Source organism: Streptomyces sp. NBC_01261 (genome assembly GCF_036226385.1).
GTDB lineage: Bacteria > Actinomycetota > Actinomycetes > Streptomycetales > Streptomycetaceae > Streptomyces.
The window spans coordinates 5,113,375-5,128,421 of the sequence record NZ_CP108463.1 but is presented as its reverse complement, the minus strand read 5'-3'; the positions used below and the strand labels follow the sequence as shown (position 1 = coordinate 5,128,421).

At 70.2% G+C, this 15,047-nt stretch carries 12 protein-coding genes and 1 pseudogene; 7 read left to right on the top strand and 6 right to left on the bottom strand.

Annotated features, from left to right (window positions below; all coding sequences use genetic code 11):
• Positions 1-40 precede the first annotated feature (40 nt).
• From OG226_RS22470 to OG226_RS22445, 6 genes and pseudogenes are all read left to right on the top strand, one after another.
• Positions 41-643 carry a TlpA family protein disulfide reductase gene (locus tag OG226_RS22470; RefSeq protein WP_328680350.1) on the top strand — a complete coding sequence of 201 codons (603 nt, stop codon included), beginning with the start codon at positions 41-43 and terminating at the stop codon, positions 641-643.
• A 9-nt stretch (positions 644-652) separates the two neighbouring features.
• Positions 653-1,414, top strand: coding sequence for a cytochrome c biogenesis CcdA family protein (locus OG226_RS22465; protein ID WP_329353472.1), 762 nt, complete (start codon positions 653-655; stop codon positions 1,412-1,414).
• A 3-nt stretch (positions 1,415-1,417) separates the two neighbouring features.
• A pseudogene (gene resB, locus OG226_RS22460) lies at positions 1,418-3,262 on the top strand (cytochrome c biogenesis protein ResB); the annotation flags it as partial.
• A gap of 614 nt (positions 3,263-3,876) precedes the next feature.
• A complete protein-coding gene (gene ccsB, locus OG226_RS22455) occupies positions 3,877-4,995 on the top strand; it encodes a c-type cytochrome biogenesis protein CcsB (protein ID WP_328680347.1) in 1,119 nt (372 codons plus the stop codon).
• 103 nt (positions 4,996-5,098) lie between these two features.
• Positions 5,099-5,701: an RNA polymerase sigma factor gene (locus OG226_RS22450; RefSeq protein ID WP_328686392.1), complete on the top strand. Its 603-nt coding sequence runs from the start codon at positions 5,099-5,101 to the stop codon at positions 5,699-5,701.
• The gene (locus tag OG226_RS22445; RefSeq protein WP_329349836.1) at positions 5,698-6,681 is read left to right on the top strand and encodes a CU044_5270 family protein; all 984 of its coding nucleotides are present in this window, start codon (positions 5,698-5,700) and stop codon (positions 6,679-6,681) included. Before OG226_RS22450 ends, OG226_RS22445 begins: the two co-directional genes overlap by 4 nt.
• A gap of 13 nt (positions 6,682-6,694) precedes the next feature.
• On the opposite strand, the gene OG226_RS22440 is transcribed toward OG226_RS22445, so the two are convergent.
• The 4 genes from OG226_RS22440 to OG226_RS22425 form a co-directional block, all read right to left on the bottom strand.
• Positions 6,695-8,236 carry a hypothetical protein gene (locus tag OG226_RS22440; protein WP_329349835.1) on the bottom strand — a complete coding sequence of 514 codons (1,542 nt, stop codon included), beginning with the start codon at positions 8,234-8,236 and terminating at the stop codon, positions 6,695-6,697.
• Complete coding sequence (locus OG226_RS22435) at positions 8,233-10,377, bottom strand: hypothetical protein (RefSeq protein WP_328680344.1); 2,145 nt, start codon at positions 10,375-10,377, stop codon at positions 8,233-8,235. Before OG226_RS22435 ends, OG226_RS22440 begins: the two co-directional genes overlap by 4 nt.
• A gap of 153 nt (positions 10,378-10,530) precedes the next feature.
• Entirely contained in the window at positions 10,531-11,526 is a 996-nt protein-coding gene (locus OG226_RS22430) for an isopenicillin N synthase family dioxygenase (protein WP_329349834.1), read from the bottom strand.
• The gene (locus OG226_RS22425) at positions 11,519-11,977 is read right to left on the bottom strand and encodes a nucleoside deaminase (RefSeq protein ID WP_329349833.1); all 459 of its coding nucleotides are present in this window, start codon (positions 11,975-11,977) and stop codon (positions 11,519-11,521) included. The genes OG226_RS22430 and OG226_RS22425 overlap by 8 nt, the downstream gene beginning before the upstream one ends.
• Before the next feature lie 101 nt (positions 11,978-12,078).
• Here OG226_RS22425 and OG226_RS22420 point away from each other — a divergent pair, with 101 nt between their 5' ends.
• A complete protein-coding gene (locus OG226_RS22420; RefSeq protein WP_328680341.1) occupies positions 12,079-13,338 on the top strand; it encodes a PucR family transcriptional regulator in 1,260 nt (419 codons plus the stop codon).
• A gap of 3 nt (positions 13,339-13,341) precedes the next feature.
• Here OG226_RS22420 and OG226_RS22415 read toward each other — a convergent pair whose 3' ends face one another.
• Positions 13,342-14,277 (bottom strand): transglutaminase-like domain-containing protein, encoded by a 936-nt coding sequence (locus tag OG226_RS22415; protein WP_328680340.1) that lies wholly within the window; start codon positions 14,275-14,277, stop codon positions 13,342-13,344.
• A gap of 69 nt (positions 14,278-14,346) precedes the next feature.
• Positions 14,347-14,955 (bottom strand): TetR/AcrR family transcriptional regulator, encoded by a 609-nt coding sequence (locus OG226_RS22410; protein WP_329349832.1) that lies wholly within the window; start codon positions 14,953-14,955, stop codon positions 14,347-14,349.
• Between the last annotated feature and the right edge of the window lie 92 nt (positions 14,956-15,047).

Here is a 15,047-nt window from a genome sequence, read left to right as displayed (position 1 = left end):
GCGCGCAAGATCCCCAGAACGGGCATGCGAAACTTTTCACATGAGTGCCGCCAGTCGCGCCCGTAGCCGCGCCGTCCTGTCGACCGCCGGTGTAGCCGTCGCCGCGTTGGTGCTGTCCGCGTGCAGTTCCGGAGGGACCTCCGGAGGTTCGGGCAACACCAACTTCATCACCGGCTCCGACGGCATCGCGACCGTCAAGAAGGGCGACCGCCAGGCCGCCCCCGACCTGTCCGGCAAGACCATCGACGGCAAGACCCTCAACACCGCCGACTACAAGGGCAAGGTCCTCGTCGTCAACGTGTGGGGCTCCTGGTGCTCCCCGTGCCGCGCCGAGGCGGACAACCTGGTCCAGGTCGCCAAGGCCACGGCCGACAAGGGCGTCCAGTTCGTCGGCCTCAACACCCGTGACACCAGCACCGAACCGGCCGTCGCCTTCGAGAAGAAGTACGAGGTCCCGTACCCGAGTCTCTACGACCCGACGGGCCGGCTGATGCTTCGCTTCAAGAAGGGCACGCTCAACCCGCAGGCCATCCCCTCCACGATCGTCATCGACCGGGACGGGAAGATCGCGGCCCGCGCACTCCAGGCACTCAGCGAGGACAAGCTCCGCGAGATGCTCGACCCGGTCATCGCGGAGAAGTGAGCTGACGTGCTGCTCGCCGCCGCCATCACCGAACCCAACAGCACGGTCCGCGACGGGGCTCTGCTGCTGGCGCTGCCCATTGCCGTGCTCGGCGGGCTCGTCTCCTTCTTCTCCCCGTGCGTCTTGCCGCTGGTCCCCGGCTACCTCTCCTACGTCACGGGAGTCACCGGCACCGACCTGGGCGACGCCCGCAAGGGCCGCATGGTTATGGGTGCTTCCCTCTTCGTCCTGGGTTTCACCGCCGTGTTCGTCTCCGGCGGGGCCCTGTTCGGCTACTTCGGGTACACGCTCCAGGAGAACAAGGACGTCCTGACCAAGGTGCTCGGCGTGGTCATGATCCTCATGGGCGTCTTCTTCATGGGGATGATGCCCTGGCTGACCCAGCGTGAGTTCCGCTTCCACAAGCGGCCGGCCGCCGGGCTGATCGGAGCACCCGTTCTCGGCGCGCTGTTCGGGATCGGCTGGACGCCCTGTATCGGCCCCACGCTCGCCTCGGTGATCGCGCTCTCCTCGCAGCAGTCGAGTGCCGGGCGCGGCGCCATACTGACCGTCGCGTACTGTCTCGGCCTGGGTGTCCCCTTCGTCCTCACCGCGGTCGCGTTCCGCAAGGCCCTCGGTGCCTTCGGCTGGGTCAAGCGCCACTACGTCTGGGTGATGCGCGTCGGCGGCACCATGATGATCGTGACCGGCGTGCTGCTGCTCACAGGCGCCTGGGACGCGCTGGTGCAGGACATGCAGAGCTGGTCCGACGGCTTCACTGTAGGGATCTGATCGATGAGCAAGACGACCGCCGACTCGCCCGCCGAGACGCCCCGGGCCGACCCCTCCGGCGACGACCAGGACCTCGGCGCCGCCGGCTCCCAGCTCTCCACGGCCCCCGTCGAGACCGCCATGCCCGGTTCCTTCGGCGGCAACCGTGCCCCCGGCCCGACCGGCTGGCTCGCCTGGACCGGTCGTGAAGTGCTCGGCTGGGCGCGCTGGTTCTGGCGGCAGCTGACCTCGATGCGGGTCGCGCTGATGCTGCTGTTCCTGCTGTCGCTCGGCGCGGTCCCCGGCTCGCTGATCCCGCAGTCCGGCACCGACGCGCTGAAGGTCTCCGAGTTCCAGGACGCGCACAAGACGCTCGGGCCGATCTACCAGAAGCTGGGTCTCTTCCACGTCTACGGCTCGGCCTGGTTCGGCGCGATCTACGTCCTGCTGTTCATCTCCCTCATCGGCTGCATCATCCCGCGCACCTGGCAGTTCGTCGGCCAGCTCCGAGGCCGCCCGCCGGGCGCGCCCAAGCGCCTCGACCGCCTTCCCGCGTACGCCACTTGGCGCACCGAGGCCGAGCCCGAGGAGGTCCGCGAGGTCGCCCTCGCGACGCTGCGGAAGCGGCGTTTCCGGGCCCACGTCGACGGTGACGCCGTAGCCGCCGAGAAGGGCTACCTGCGCGAGACCGGCAACCTCCTCTTCCACCTCGCCCTGATCGTGATGCTGATCGCCTTCGCCTGGGGCCAGCTCTTCAAGTCCGAGGGCGACAAGCTGATCGTCGAGGGCGACGGCTTCTCCAACACCCTCACCCAGTACGACGACTTCAAGTCCGGCAACCTCTTCAGCGACGACGACCTCGTGCCGTTCAGCTTCAACCTGAAGAACTTCGTCGGCACCTACGAGCGCACCGGCCCCAACCGCGGCACCCCGAGCACCTTCCAGGCCGACATCACCTACAGCCTCGGTGCCTACGGCAAGGCGGAGAAGCACACGATCAAGGTCAACGAGCCGCTGGAGATCGGCGACTCGAAGGTCTACCTCGTCAGCCACGGGTACGCGCCGGTCGTCACCGTCCGGGACGGCAAGGGCAACGTGGTCCTCCACCAGGCCGTGCCGATGCTGCCGATCGACTCCAACGTCACCTCGCAGGGCGCGATCAAGGTCCTCGACGGCTACAAGAACACCCAGGGCGTCGCCGAACAGCTCGGTTTCGCCGCCCTGTTCGTGCCGACCTACGCCAAGGGCAGCGGCACGATGTTCTCCCAGTACCCCGGGCTCGACTACCCGGTGCTCAACGTGACCGGCTACCACGGCGACCTGGGCGTCAACTCGGGCGTCCCGCAGAACGTGTACCAGCTGGACACGAAGAACCTGAAGCAGTTCAAGGACGCCAAGGGCAACATCCTCAAGGCCCAGCTGCTCCCCGGCGAGACCATGAAGCTGCCGAACGGCGCCGGGTCGATCACCTTCGACAAACAGATCAAGGAGTGGGCGGGCTTCCAGGTCGTCCAGCAGCCCGGCACCACCTGGGCCCTGGCCGGCGCGCTCACCGCGATCGTCGGTCTGGCCGGCTCCCTGTTCATCCAGCGCCGCCGCGTCTGGGTACGGGCCACGCGCGGCGCCGACGGGGTGACGGTCGTCGAAATGGCCGGCCTCGGCCGCAGCGAGTCCGCGAAACTCCCCGAAGAACTCGGCGACCTGTCCGCCCTGGTACACGACCGGGCCCCGACAAAGACGGCCGAGGTCTCGACCAAGTCCGACGAGGCCCCGACGAAGACGGCCGGGGGCTCGGCGAAGTCCGACGGGGTCCCGACGAAGACGGCCGGGGTCTCGACCGTGTCCGGGACCGGCTCGCCCACGTCCGGCACCGGCTCGACGAGGACCGGCGAGGGCTCGACCGAGTCCGGCCAGGGCTCGGCGAAGACCGATGAGGGCTCGACCAAGTCCGACGTCGGCTCGACGAAGTCCGACCAGGGCTCGGCGAAGTCCGACGGGGCCCCGACGAAGACGGCCGGGGTCTCGACCGTGTCCGGGACCGTCTTGCCCACGTCCGGCACTGGCCAGACGAAGTCCGACGGGGGCTCGACTGAGTCCGGCCAGGGCTCGGTGAAGACCGATGAGGGCTCGACCAAGTCCGACGTCGGCTCGACGAAGTCCGACCAGAGCCCGGCGAAGACCGACGAGGCCCCTACAAAGACGGGCGAGGGCTCGACCGCGTCCGGGACAGGCTTGCCCACGTCCGGCACCGGCTCGACGAGGACCGGCGAGGGCTCGACCACGTCCGAGACCGGCTCGCCCACGTCCGGCACCGGTCCGACGAGGACCGGCGAGGGCTCGACCACGTCCGACACCGGTTCACCCGCGCCCGGCGCCGGTCCGACGAAGACCGACGACGACCCGAAGACCCCCACCTCCGACGCCGACACCCACGACTCCGACTCCGGCGTCGAACCGCCCGTACCCGCCGAAGGGGCTGAGAAGTGACTCTCGCCGCCGCACACGACATCGCCTCCGTGACCAATCTGGCCGCCGCGACCAACGAGCATCTGGCTAACCTCAGCAACACGCTGATCTACTCGTCGATGGCCGTCTACACCCTGGCCTTCTTCGCGTACATCGCCGAATGGACCTTCGGCAGCCGCAGCAAGATCGGCCGCACGGCCGCCGCGCTGACCGGTGCCGACGCGAAGAAGGCGGCAGCGCCCGCCGTCACCGTGCAGAATGCCGGCACCACCACCGTGCTGGAGCGGCCGAAGGTCGTCGTCCGGGCCGCGTCCGGCTCGCGCGATGTACCGGACGGTCCCGGCGCGCACGGCGGGGACGAACAGGGCGACCTCTACGGCCGTATCGCCGTGTCCCTCACCGTTCTCGCGTTCCTCGTGGAGCTGAGCGGCGTCCTCGCCCGCGCGGCCTCGGTGGAGCGGGCGCCCTGGGGCAACATGTACGAGTTCAACATCACCTTCTCCACGGTCGCCGTCGGCGTGTACCTCACGCTGCTGCTGCTCAAGAAGAACGTGCGCTGGCTCGGCCTGTTCCTGGTCACGACGGTCCTCCTCGATCTCGGCATCGCCGTCACTGTCTTGTACACCGCCAGCGATCAATTGGTTCCCGCCCTCCACTCGTACTGGCTGTACATCCACGTCTCGACGGCGATCATCTGCGGCGCGGTCTTCTACGTGGGCGCCGTCGGCACGCTGCTCTACCTCTTCAAGGACTCGTACGAGAGCAAGCTCGCGAACGGCGGCAAGCCCGGCGCCTTCGCCACCTCCGTGATGGAGCGGCTGCCCGCCTCGGCGAACCTCGACAAGTTCTCCTACCGCGTCAACGCGGCCGTCTTCCCGCTGTGGACGTTCACGATCATCGCGGGCTCGATCTGGGCCGAGTCGGCCTGGGGCCGCTACTGGGGCTGGGACCCGAAGGAGACCTGGGCGTTCATCACCTGGGTCGCCTACGCCTGCTACCTGCACGCCCGCGCCACGGCCGGCTGGAAGGGCCGCAAGGCCGCCTACCTGGCCCTGATCGCCTTCGGCTGCTGGATCTTCAACTACTACGGCGTCAACATCTTCGTCGGCGGCAAGCACTCCTACGCCGGCGTGTAAGCCGCAACTCCCGTACGGCGAAGGCCGGTTCCGTGTGACATGGGTCACCGGAACCGGCCTTCGCCGTACGGACAGGTAGAGGGGTGTGGATACGAATCTGCGGTTGAGGAAACGCATCCGCGCGGGGGACCACGACGCCTTCGGCGAGCTCTTCGACGCGTACGCACGCTCCGTCTACAACCACGCCTTCCGGCTCACGGGCGACTGGGCGCAGGCCGAGGACATCGTGTCGCTGGCCTTCCTGGACGCCTGGCGCCTGCGCGGCAAGGTAGACGAGGAGGGCGGTTCGCTACGGCCCTGGCTGCTCGGCATCGCGACCAACGTCACGCGCAACTCCCGCCGCGCCGCCCGAAGACACGCGGCGGCCGTCTCCCGGCTGCCCCGTGACGAGGTCGAGCGCGACTTCGCCGACGAGGTCGCCGCCCGCCTCGACGACACCGCCGAACTCGCCCTCGTACGCGCCGCGTTGGCCACCCTGCGCCGACCCGAGCGCGAGGTGCTCGCCCTGTGCGTGTGGTCCGGCCTCGACTACCGGGCCGCGGCCGAGGCGCTCGGGGTGCCCGTGGGGACCGTACGGTCGCGGCTCTCGCGGGCGCGCGCAAAGCTCGCGAAACATCTGAAAAGTGTGGAACTCCCCTTGCGGGACGGACAGCTGAAAGGTGACCGCGGCAGTGCGGTCGGGCCCCTGAGGGAGGGACAACGATGAATCAACTCCCGGAACTTCCCGAGAGGGACCTTCCGCCGGGCCGTCACCGACTCCTCAAGGAGCATCTGATGACCGAGATCCGGCACGAGACCGCGGCTGTCACCGCAGCCGTCCAGGAGAGCGCGCCCGCTCCCCGGCGGAACAAGTGGCTGCGGCCCGCGCTCGCCGCGACCGCCGTCGTCGCCGCCGCCGCCGTCACCTTCGTCGTCCTGCCGTCCTCCGGCTCCTCCTCGGCCACCGCGCAGCCGCCGAGCAGGTCGACGGTCGCGCTCCTGGAGCACATCGCGCTGGCGGCCGAGCACGAGAAGTCCTACGGCACGGTCCGCGACGACCAGTTCGTGTACGTGGACAGCAAGGTGTCCTACGCCGCGTACGAGGAGGGCGAGAAGGCGAAGATCGCGCCGCCGCACCGGCAGGAGGTGTGGATGACGGTGGACGGTCGACACAAGGGGCTGAAGCTGGAGGCGGGCGAGAGGCCCTTCGTCATCCCGGTCGACGTGAAGTCGGACTGGCTGAAGCCGGGCAAGGGTGGCTGGGAGGTCTCGTCCTACTACAACCACGTCAAGACGCTGCCGACCGACGCCGACGCGATGTACGAGTACCTCGCCAGGACCGCCCCGAAGTACAGCGGTCAGGAGAAGTACCAGGCGATGTTCGTACTGGTCGGCGATCTGCTCCACGACTCGATCGTGCCGCCGGAGCAGAGCGCGGCCCTCTTCCGGGCCGTGGCCAGGATTCCCGGGGTGACGGCGGTCCAGGGGGTGAAGGACGCCGCAGGGCGGACCGGTGTCGCCATCGGTCGCGACGATCCCGACAACCCCACCCGGGACGAGTGGATCTTCGACGCGAAGACGTACGAGTTCCTCGGTGAGCGCGAGGTGGCCACCAAGGACAACGCGGGCGTGAAGAAGGGCACGGTCACGGCGAACACCGCCGTTCTGCGCCGAGCGATCGTCGACAGGACGGGCGAACGACCATAGGCAGCAGGGGTGTTCAGGCCGGAGGCAGGCATTCCTTCCCGGGAGGCCTGTTCTCCGGCCAGGCGATCCTCACGAAGCGGGAGCCGCCCTTCGGGGTGAGTTCCACTATCGGTACGGCCTTGTCGTACGGGTTGCCGTGGACGTCCAGGCAGATCCAGCCGCTCGCCCCGTTCACCCGCAACGAGCCCTTCACCTGCGGCCATTGGAGGCCGACATCGGCCAGCGGCGGGATCTTCTGCTGGTCGGGGGTGGCCTCGCGGACGCCGTGGACGGCGAGGCGCATCGCGTCGTAGGCGATGATCGCCTGGCCGTCGTCGAGGGAGACCGGGCCGATCGGGCCGACGGGGGAGGTCTTGGCGGTGGTCAGGAGTTTGTCGAGGTCCTGGGTGTCCTGGGCCGAACCGCCGGTCGCCGGGGCCTTGTCGACCCAGGCGTCGGGGTGGGCGAGGGCGGTGTAGCGGACGGCGACGCCGTGTTGGAGGGCGGTGCGGTCGAGCTTCTTGTCGCCGGTGAGGTACGAGCCCTCGTCGCCGGTGAGCACGGTGAACGTGCGGGACTGGCAGCCGCGCCGGCCCAACGCGTTGATGAACTGGCGGAGTTGGGTGTGCCGTCCGGCGAAGAACACGGTGTTCAGCTTGGCGTCCGTGTCGCAGACGAGGTCGGTGATCTGCCGGAAGGTGTTGGGCGTGCTGCCTTCCTGGCTGCGGTCGGCGGGCGGGGTGAACGGCCAGGAGCCGTACGGCGAGCCCTTGAGGAGCGTGGCGAAGGCCTGTTGGAGCGTCTTCGTGTACGGGTCGCCGGGCTTGTCGTAGACCAGCAGGGCGCGGTCGGCGGTCACCTTGGCGTAGGCGGTGAGGGCGCGGGCCTCGTCGGTGTTGGTGGGGGAGACGCGGGCCAGGCCGGGGTAAGGGTCCTTGCCCTGCTGGCCGTTGGCGAGGTCGTCGGCGGTGATGGAGGTGCCGATGACCGGGACGTGGAGCCGGGTCAGTTCGGCCACGGCCTTCTTGTTGTTGTCGGTGCTGGTCCCTATGCCGGTGACCGCGCGCAGCCGGTCGGACGACGTCGTCATCGTCACTATCCGGTCGACCGTCCGCTCCCAATAGGCGCCTGTGGAACCGGGGTTGGCGAGCACCAGCCGGATGTACGGGGTCTCGCCGTTGTCGTCGTGGTTGGCCTGGTACTGGGCGAGATAGGCGCCCTGCAGCTCGTGCCGTACGTCGTTCATGGTGTCGGCGTCGGTCGCGGTGAACGGTTCGAAGAGCGCGACGGTGACGTACGTGCCCGCCTTCAGCGAGCGGTTCTCGCGGTCCATCGCCCTGATGGTGTCGGCGAACTGACGTTGCCCGAAGTCGAACGCGGAGGTCGACACCCCCACGCACTCGGAGCTGTCCTCGGGCCGGGCCACCCCGGCCGCGCAGGCGCGGTCGTCGTGCAGGAGGGTGCGGGTCAGCTGGACCAGCCCGAAGACGAGCGCGGCGGCGACGACCAGGGCCGTGTAGCGGTAGATCGGGATCGTCCGGATCCGCTGGACCAGTTCGTGCGGCCACGCTCTCATCGCCCGCCCCCGTCTCGGTCGTCGCCGCCCGGCACCCTCAACGGGCGCCCGGCCAGGGCCTGTTCGGGCCACTGCTGGGCGGCCCGCCACAGCGGTTCGCTGCCCGCGGGCCAGATGTTCGACAACTGCTCCAGATCGAAGTGCATCCGCCCCGCGACCTCCTCGTCCGGCAGCACGAGCGGATCCGTCACCTGCCACACCGCGTGCAACAGCCGCCGTACCGTCAGATGCAGGGCCGGGTCCACGCCGGCCGGGGGGTCCTCCTCGGCGTCGGTGCGGGCGAGCGCGACCGCCTTGCGGTGGTCGCCGGGCGCGCCGATGTCCCGGCCGTGCGGATCGTGCGCGTGGTAGTAGGGCGCGGAGGTGACGAACAGCAGCGTCTCCAGCCAGGCGTACGGCGTGACGGTGCGGAAGGTGGTCCGCAGGTACGCGACCGCGTCCGCCGTGTCGCCCAGGGCGAGTTCGTGGTGCAGGCGGTAGCGGGCGCGGGCCGGGGTGTCCGGGTTGCCGGGCAGGCCGTCGTAGTGCGAGAGCAGGGAGCGGTGCACGGCACGCCAGCGGCCGTGGTCGGCGTCGTCGAGGTGCAGGCGGAGCAGGAGCAGGGTGCGCAGGAAGGGGTCGCCGACGAAGTAGCCCTCGGCCGGGGGCAGTCCCTCGGCGGTGAGCTGGGTGCGCAGCCGGTTCACCCCGGCCGCCCCGAAACTGTCCCCGAGCCGGGCTTCGGCCAGGGCTCGCGCCGAGTCCCCGTCGTGCGCGGTGGCGAGCACGGCGAGTTCCTCCGCGAGTCCCGGCGGCACCAGCCGGTCGAGCAACTCCCGGTACACGGGCCGCCGTTCACCCTCCGCGTCCCCGTCCGGCTTCAGCCCGGCGGTCAGCAACTCGCCCGGACTGACGGCCCCCGCGGGCCGGTTCTGCCGTACGGCCTGTCCGAGCACCGCGGCCCCCAGCGGACTTCCGGCCGTCAACCGGTGGATGGCGTACGGCAGTTGGGGCGGCACCTCGACACGCGTAGCGCCGTCGGCGTCGGCCTCGGTGGCGCACATGTCGGCGATGACGCGCCGCGCCTCCTCGGGAGTCAGCGCGGGCAAGGTCACCAACAGAGCACGCGAGGAGGGCGAGGCCCCCGGCACCCACCCGCTCGCACGCGCCACCTCCGGCAGCGGATGCCGTACGGCGTCCGGCAGTTCGGGGTGACGCCGGCCGCGCAGCCCGGCGAAGAAGACCACCTGGTCCCCGACACCGTCGGCACGCTCCTTCAGCACGGCCTTCATCAGCCCCGGACCCGGCCCCGACTGCACGTTGTCGACGAGCACAACGGGCCGCCCCACCCGCCGCATCCGCTCCCACCGGCGCCGGTACGTGTCGCCCAGATCGGCCAACAAGGCGCGCAGCAACCAGCGTTCGGCGTCCGCGCGGGAGGTGCCGTCGGCGCGGAAGTCGCGGGCGATCTCGATCAGCCCGCGCTTGGCGTCTCCGCTCGCGCCCGGGTAGGCGCTGTACCAGTCCGCGCCCGCCTTGAGCAGCCCGTTCGGCGTCCACACCAGGTCGAAGAGGGTGTCCAGGGTCGCCTCGATGACGGCCTGGCCGACCGGCCCCGTCCCCGACAGATTGGCGATCAGCCGGGAGGCGACCTTGCCGGCCCAGCCCTGCGCGATCACCGCCCAGCGCCGCGCCGGATCGCTCAGCAGCAGGATGCGCCGGGCCTCCTCGCGGGCACTGTCCTCGTCCCGCGAGCCCCACCCGGTCGCGCACACGGCGAGCAACCCGGCCTCCAGGCGCGGGAAGTCGATGCTCCCGGCCCCGTGCACCACAGGCTCCCGCAGTTGCTCCGCGACGGTCGCCAGCGCCTGCCACACCGGCGACCAGGTCGCGGCGGGCCGCCCGTCCGGCAGCCGGGTCAGCCGGTCGGCCTCGCAGTCGATCAGCGCGACCGGCGTGTGCCCGCGGTACGCGCTCCGCAACTCGGCCAGCGCCATGCTCTTGCCGAGCCCGCGCGCGCCCGCGAACACCACGAAGGGCGGTTCCGGATGTTCGTACGGCGAGGTGAGCAGCTCGTACGGCCGCAGGCCGATCAGGCGTGAGGCGAGACCGGGCGGCTGTGCCTCGAACAGCGCTCCGCGTCCGTGCAGCCCTCTTCCCACCGCATCTCCCCCTGAGCGGTCGCCCGGCACCGGAACCTGTCTATCAACACCAGGGTAAATAGGGGGAGTTGTTTCGGACCAGATCGCATGGTGTCCGTTGTGTTACGAAAATGTCGGAACAGTGGACATGACCGACAGGAGAAGGCGGCGGTCTCAGTCGACGGTGATCGAGTCCAGCTTCTCCCGCAGATAGACGTGAGAGTCGACGGCCTCGTACGCCACCCGCCCGACCGGCGCGGGCACGGACTCCACGAGCGTGCCCGGGGTGCACTCGCCGAAGTACACGAGCGACATCAGCTCCTCGGCGGGCGCGTCGGCGGGCGGCGGCAGCACGCGATGCCGCCCGGACCGCCACCGGTCGCCGGTCCAACGGGCCATCAGATCACCGATGTTGATGGTGAACGCCTCCGGATCGAACGGGGCGTCCTCCCACCCGCCCTCATCGGTGAAGACCTGGAGTCCCCCCTTCCCGGCCTGCCGGTCGAGGATCGTCACCGTCCCGAAGTCGGTGTGCGGCCCGATCCGGAACTGCCCCGGCTCCGGCTCCCCGACGACCTCCACCCCCGGGTACCAGTTGATGTTGAACCCGTACGTCGGATGGTCCATGTGCCGGGAGAAGAAGTCGGGTTCGAGCCCGAGCGCGACCCCGAGCAGCGACAGCAACCGCTTCTCCAACTCGCCCATCCGGTCGAGGTACTCCTCGCAGAGCGCCTGCAGCTCGGGCACCTCGGCCGGCCACACATTGGGCGCGTACCACTCGGCGTTGATCACCGGGTCCTCGAAGGGCCGGTGCGTGGCGAAGGTCAGCGACTCCTTCAGATCGGGCGGGGTCTCGGTCCCCTCCGAGTACCCGTTGGCCTCGGCCCCGGGCCCGAGCCAGCCGCGCCCGCCGACCTTGGCGGAGTAGGCCTCCTTCACATCGACAGGGAGGGCGAAGAAGGCACGGGAGGCCTCCCGGATCCGGGACCGGAGACCCGGGTCGACCCCATGCCCGGTGACGAGCAGGAAACCGGCGGTCTGGAGGGCGTCGTCGACGGTACGGGCGATGTCTTTCCGCGTCCGCTCGTCCCCCGAGATCCAGGGCTCCAGGTCGATGGTGGGGATGCGGGGCTCGGTCTCGGGCTGGGGCTGGGTCTGGGGCTCAGTCACCGATGTCCTCGTTCCAGAGTTCCGGGTTGTTCTTGACGAAGTCGCGCATCAGCGAGGTGCACTCGGGATCGTCGAGGAGGACGATCTCCACACCGTGCTCGGCGAGCCAGTCGTGCCCGCCGTGGAAGGTCGCCGCCTCGCCGACGACGACCCGCGAGATCCCGAACTGCCGCACCAGCCCGGAGCAGTACCAGCAGGGCGAGAGGGTCGTGACCATGGTCGTCCCCCGGTACGTCCGCTGCCGTCCCGCCGCCCGGAACGCGGCCGTCTCCGCGTGCATCGAGGGGTCGTCGTCCTGGACGCGCCGGTTGTGGCCGCGACCCAGCAGGGTGCCGTCGGCGCCGTAGAGCGCGGCGCCGATCGGGATGCCGCCCTCGGCGAGCCCGGTGCGGGCCTCCGCGACGGCGGTGCCGAGCCAGGTCCGTGCCTGTGCCTGATCGATGCGGTTCATGGCTCCCACTCTCCTGTGGCCGAAACACGAGGGCAACGTGCGGAAAGTACTCTCCCCGCAACCCGTACCCGGACGAACTGTCAGCGCCCCTGGAGGTGCCCGTGCCCGCACTCACCCTCCGTGAGGTCCTGGCTCTCGACCCGGTGCGTGCCACCGAGCCCGAACTCCTGGCCGGCGAGGCCGCGCTCGACCGCCCCGTGCGCTGGGTGCACTCCAGCGAGGTCTACGAGGGCGCGAACTTCCTCGACGGCGGCGAACTCCTGCTCACCAACGGCTTCGGCCTCACCGACACGGACGCCGAGATCCGCCGCCGCTACGTCCGCGAACTCGCGGCCCGGGGTGCCGCCGGCCTGGCGGTCGAGATCGGCCGCTCCCTCCCCACGATGCCGGAGGAGGTCACGGACGAGGCCCGCCGCCTGGGCCTTCCCCTGCTCGCCCTCCACCGGGTCGTCCCCTTCGTGCGGATCACCGAGGCCGCCAACCGGGCGATCGTCGCCCGCGGCCTGTCCGGCCGTTCCGTCGTACGACCGTGGGGCGACGACCACACGGCCGCCCTCCTGGCCGACCTGGCGGATCGCGCCGCGCTGAACCAGCCCGAGGTCGAGGCGAGGTCCGCCCTGGCCGGCTTCCACCCCGGCCCGGGCGCCCGTCTGATCGGGGTCTCCGTCCACGGCGCACGCGAGGTGACGGCGGTGGACCGGGCGGTACGACTCCTGGGTGGCGCGAGCGTGCTCCGGGCGGCGTTCCCGGGCGACGTCCTGGCCCTGCTAGCGCTTCCGGGGTCTGTCATGGGCGACCCCATCCGGGCGGTCCAGGAGGCCTTCCGTACGGCTGCGGACCCCGGGCTGACGGTCGCGGTAGGGCACGCGGTGGAGGCCGGTAGCGGCTGGCTGCGCTGGAGCGACACGTTGCGGGCGGCCCGTACGACCCTGGAGTTGGCCCTGACGGTCCCGGCGGCCGAACCCGCCCTCCCCGAGGGCCCGTTGGTGACCTCGGCGCGAGCCCTGGCCCTGGAGCGCGAGCTGACACGCGGCGGCGTCGACGCGAACCGGGACCGCCTGGCGCGGCTGGTCCAACACGCCCTGGGCCCGCTCCTGGCGTGGGAGGCGGCCCACCCGAGCGACCTGGTACGAACGTTGGAGGTGCACCTGCGCCACGGCTGCTCCCCGACCCGCACGGCGGCCCTCCTGCACATCGGCCGCCAGTCCCTCTACCAACGCCTCGAACGCATCGAGTCGTTGCTCGGCCTGGAGATCGACGACCCGGATCTGCTGGGCGAGTTGCTGGCGGCGGTGTGCGCGCATCGGGTGGTGCGGGGGATGGGGGCGGCTCAGGTGCGGGGGCTGCGGACGGTGGCGTGAGATTCAGCTTCGGCGGAGGGTGACTTCGCTGGGGCCGTTGAAGGGGGCGTAGCAGGTCACGGTCGGTGGGGTGCGCAGGGTGTCGTCCTCGGTGAAGAGTTTCCGTACGGCGTCGAAGGAGACCTCGCCGCTGACGGCGGGGGCGACACGGTCGTAGAACTCGCGCGAGGACTCCGGCAGCGGCTCCCCGGGCTTGCCCTCGTCCTCGCTCCACACATCCCACAACAGGGTCTCCACCTTGTTCAGGGCGGCGAGGTCGAGGCGGATGTTGCCGGCGACGAACCGTTCGCCCCAGAACGGGCCCTCCTCCGGTGGGTGCAGGCCGAAGGTCGTCGGGTCGGCGCCGCCCGTGCGGATGGCCTGCCAGGCCTCGCCCGCGACGAGGAAACGGTCGCGGGGTACGTCCATCGGGTCGAAGTCGACGTTCCAGTGGGGGGTGACGGTCGGGTCGGTGAGCTGGGAGTCGGCGAGGAGCCAGCCGCGGTCGTCGTGCCAGTACTCGGTGACGACGTGGTCGCCGTGGAAGGGCCTGGAGACGTCGGTGTCGGGCGAGGTGAAGTAGTCGGCGAAACCGGAACGGATGCGGGCCGGGACGCCCAGCTGCCGCAGGAACGAGCAGTGCAGGAGCGAGAAGTCCCGGCACACTCCGACGAACCGGTCGCCGGGTTCGCGCCGCACGGTGAGTGGGGCGGGGTCGCGGTCGACGAGGATCCGCAGGATGTCGTCGATGTAGCGGGTCTCGGCGTCGTTGTGGAGGCGGTCGGTGGGGTGGGTGTGGTCGTAGAAGCCGCCTTCGAGGCGGTGGATGAGCAAGTCGCGGGTGATGCGGGCGAGTTGGGCCGGGTCGCGGGGGAGTCCGGCGTAGAGGTGGGCGAGGGCGCCGGGGTCGGAGTACGCGCTCTGGGCGGCGTAGAAGTCGAGGTCTGCGCTGAGGGGCATGACGCCGACCGTGTCAAAATTCGCCCCGGATTGTCCAGGGTCACTTCACCAACTGCTCGACTGGTTACGTCACTTCGGGTCCGCGGCGACCGAGCGCCAGATGCGGTCCGGGAGGACGCGGGCGGCCTGGTCGAGGTCGAGTTCGATGTCGTCGACGCCGGAGAGCCAGCGGCGGACGACGCCGACCAGTGGGCCCAGGACGAGGGATTCGAGCAGGGGGAGCGGCAGCGGGGCCAACTCGCCCGAATCCACGTGGGATTGGACCCAGGTGGCGAACACCGAGAGTCTGGCCTCCTGGGAGTCGCGGAGTTCTCTGGCCTGGATCATGTTCCGCTGGTCGGTTCTGGCGGAGTGCAACAGCAGGGCGGCGTCCCGGTGTTCGCGGACGAAGGCGAGATGCGTCCGGACGATCGCGCGGATGCCCGTGCGGGCGGTGCGGGTCGCCTGGAGCGCGGTGATCAACTCACCCAGCAGTCGGCTCAGCCAGCGCTCCGTCAGCGCGTCGAACAGGCCGTCCAGGCTGCCGAAGTGGTGGTACAGGCTGCCGAGGCTGACGCCGCTGGCCTTGGTCACGGCGTTGACGGTGAGGCCCTGTTCGCCCTGCTCCGCGAACAGGTGCAGCGCGGCGTCCAGGAGCAGGTCTGCGGTGACCTCGCCGCGGTGTTGCTTGGGGCTCATGCGGGACAGCGTATGGGGAACTCATTTCTAGAGTGAATTTCTAGAGCATATTTCTGGAATACCCTTCCGGTCTGGCTATCCGGCGGTCCAGA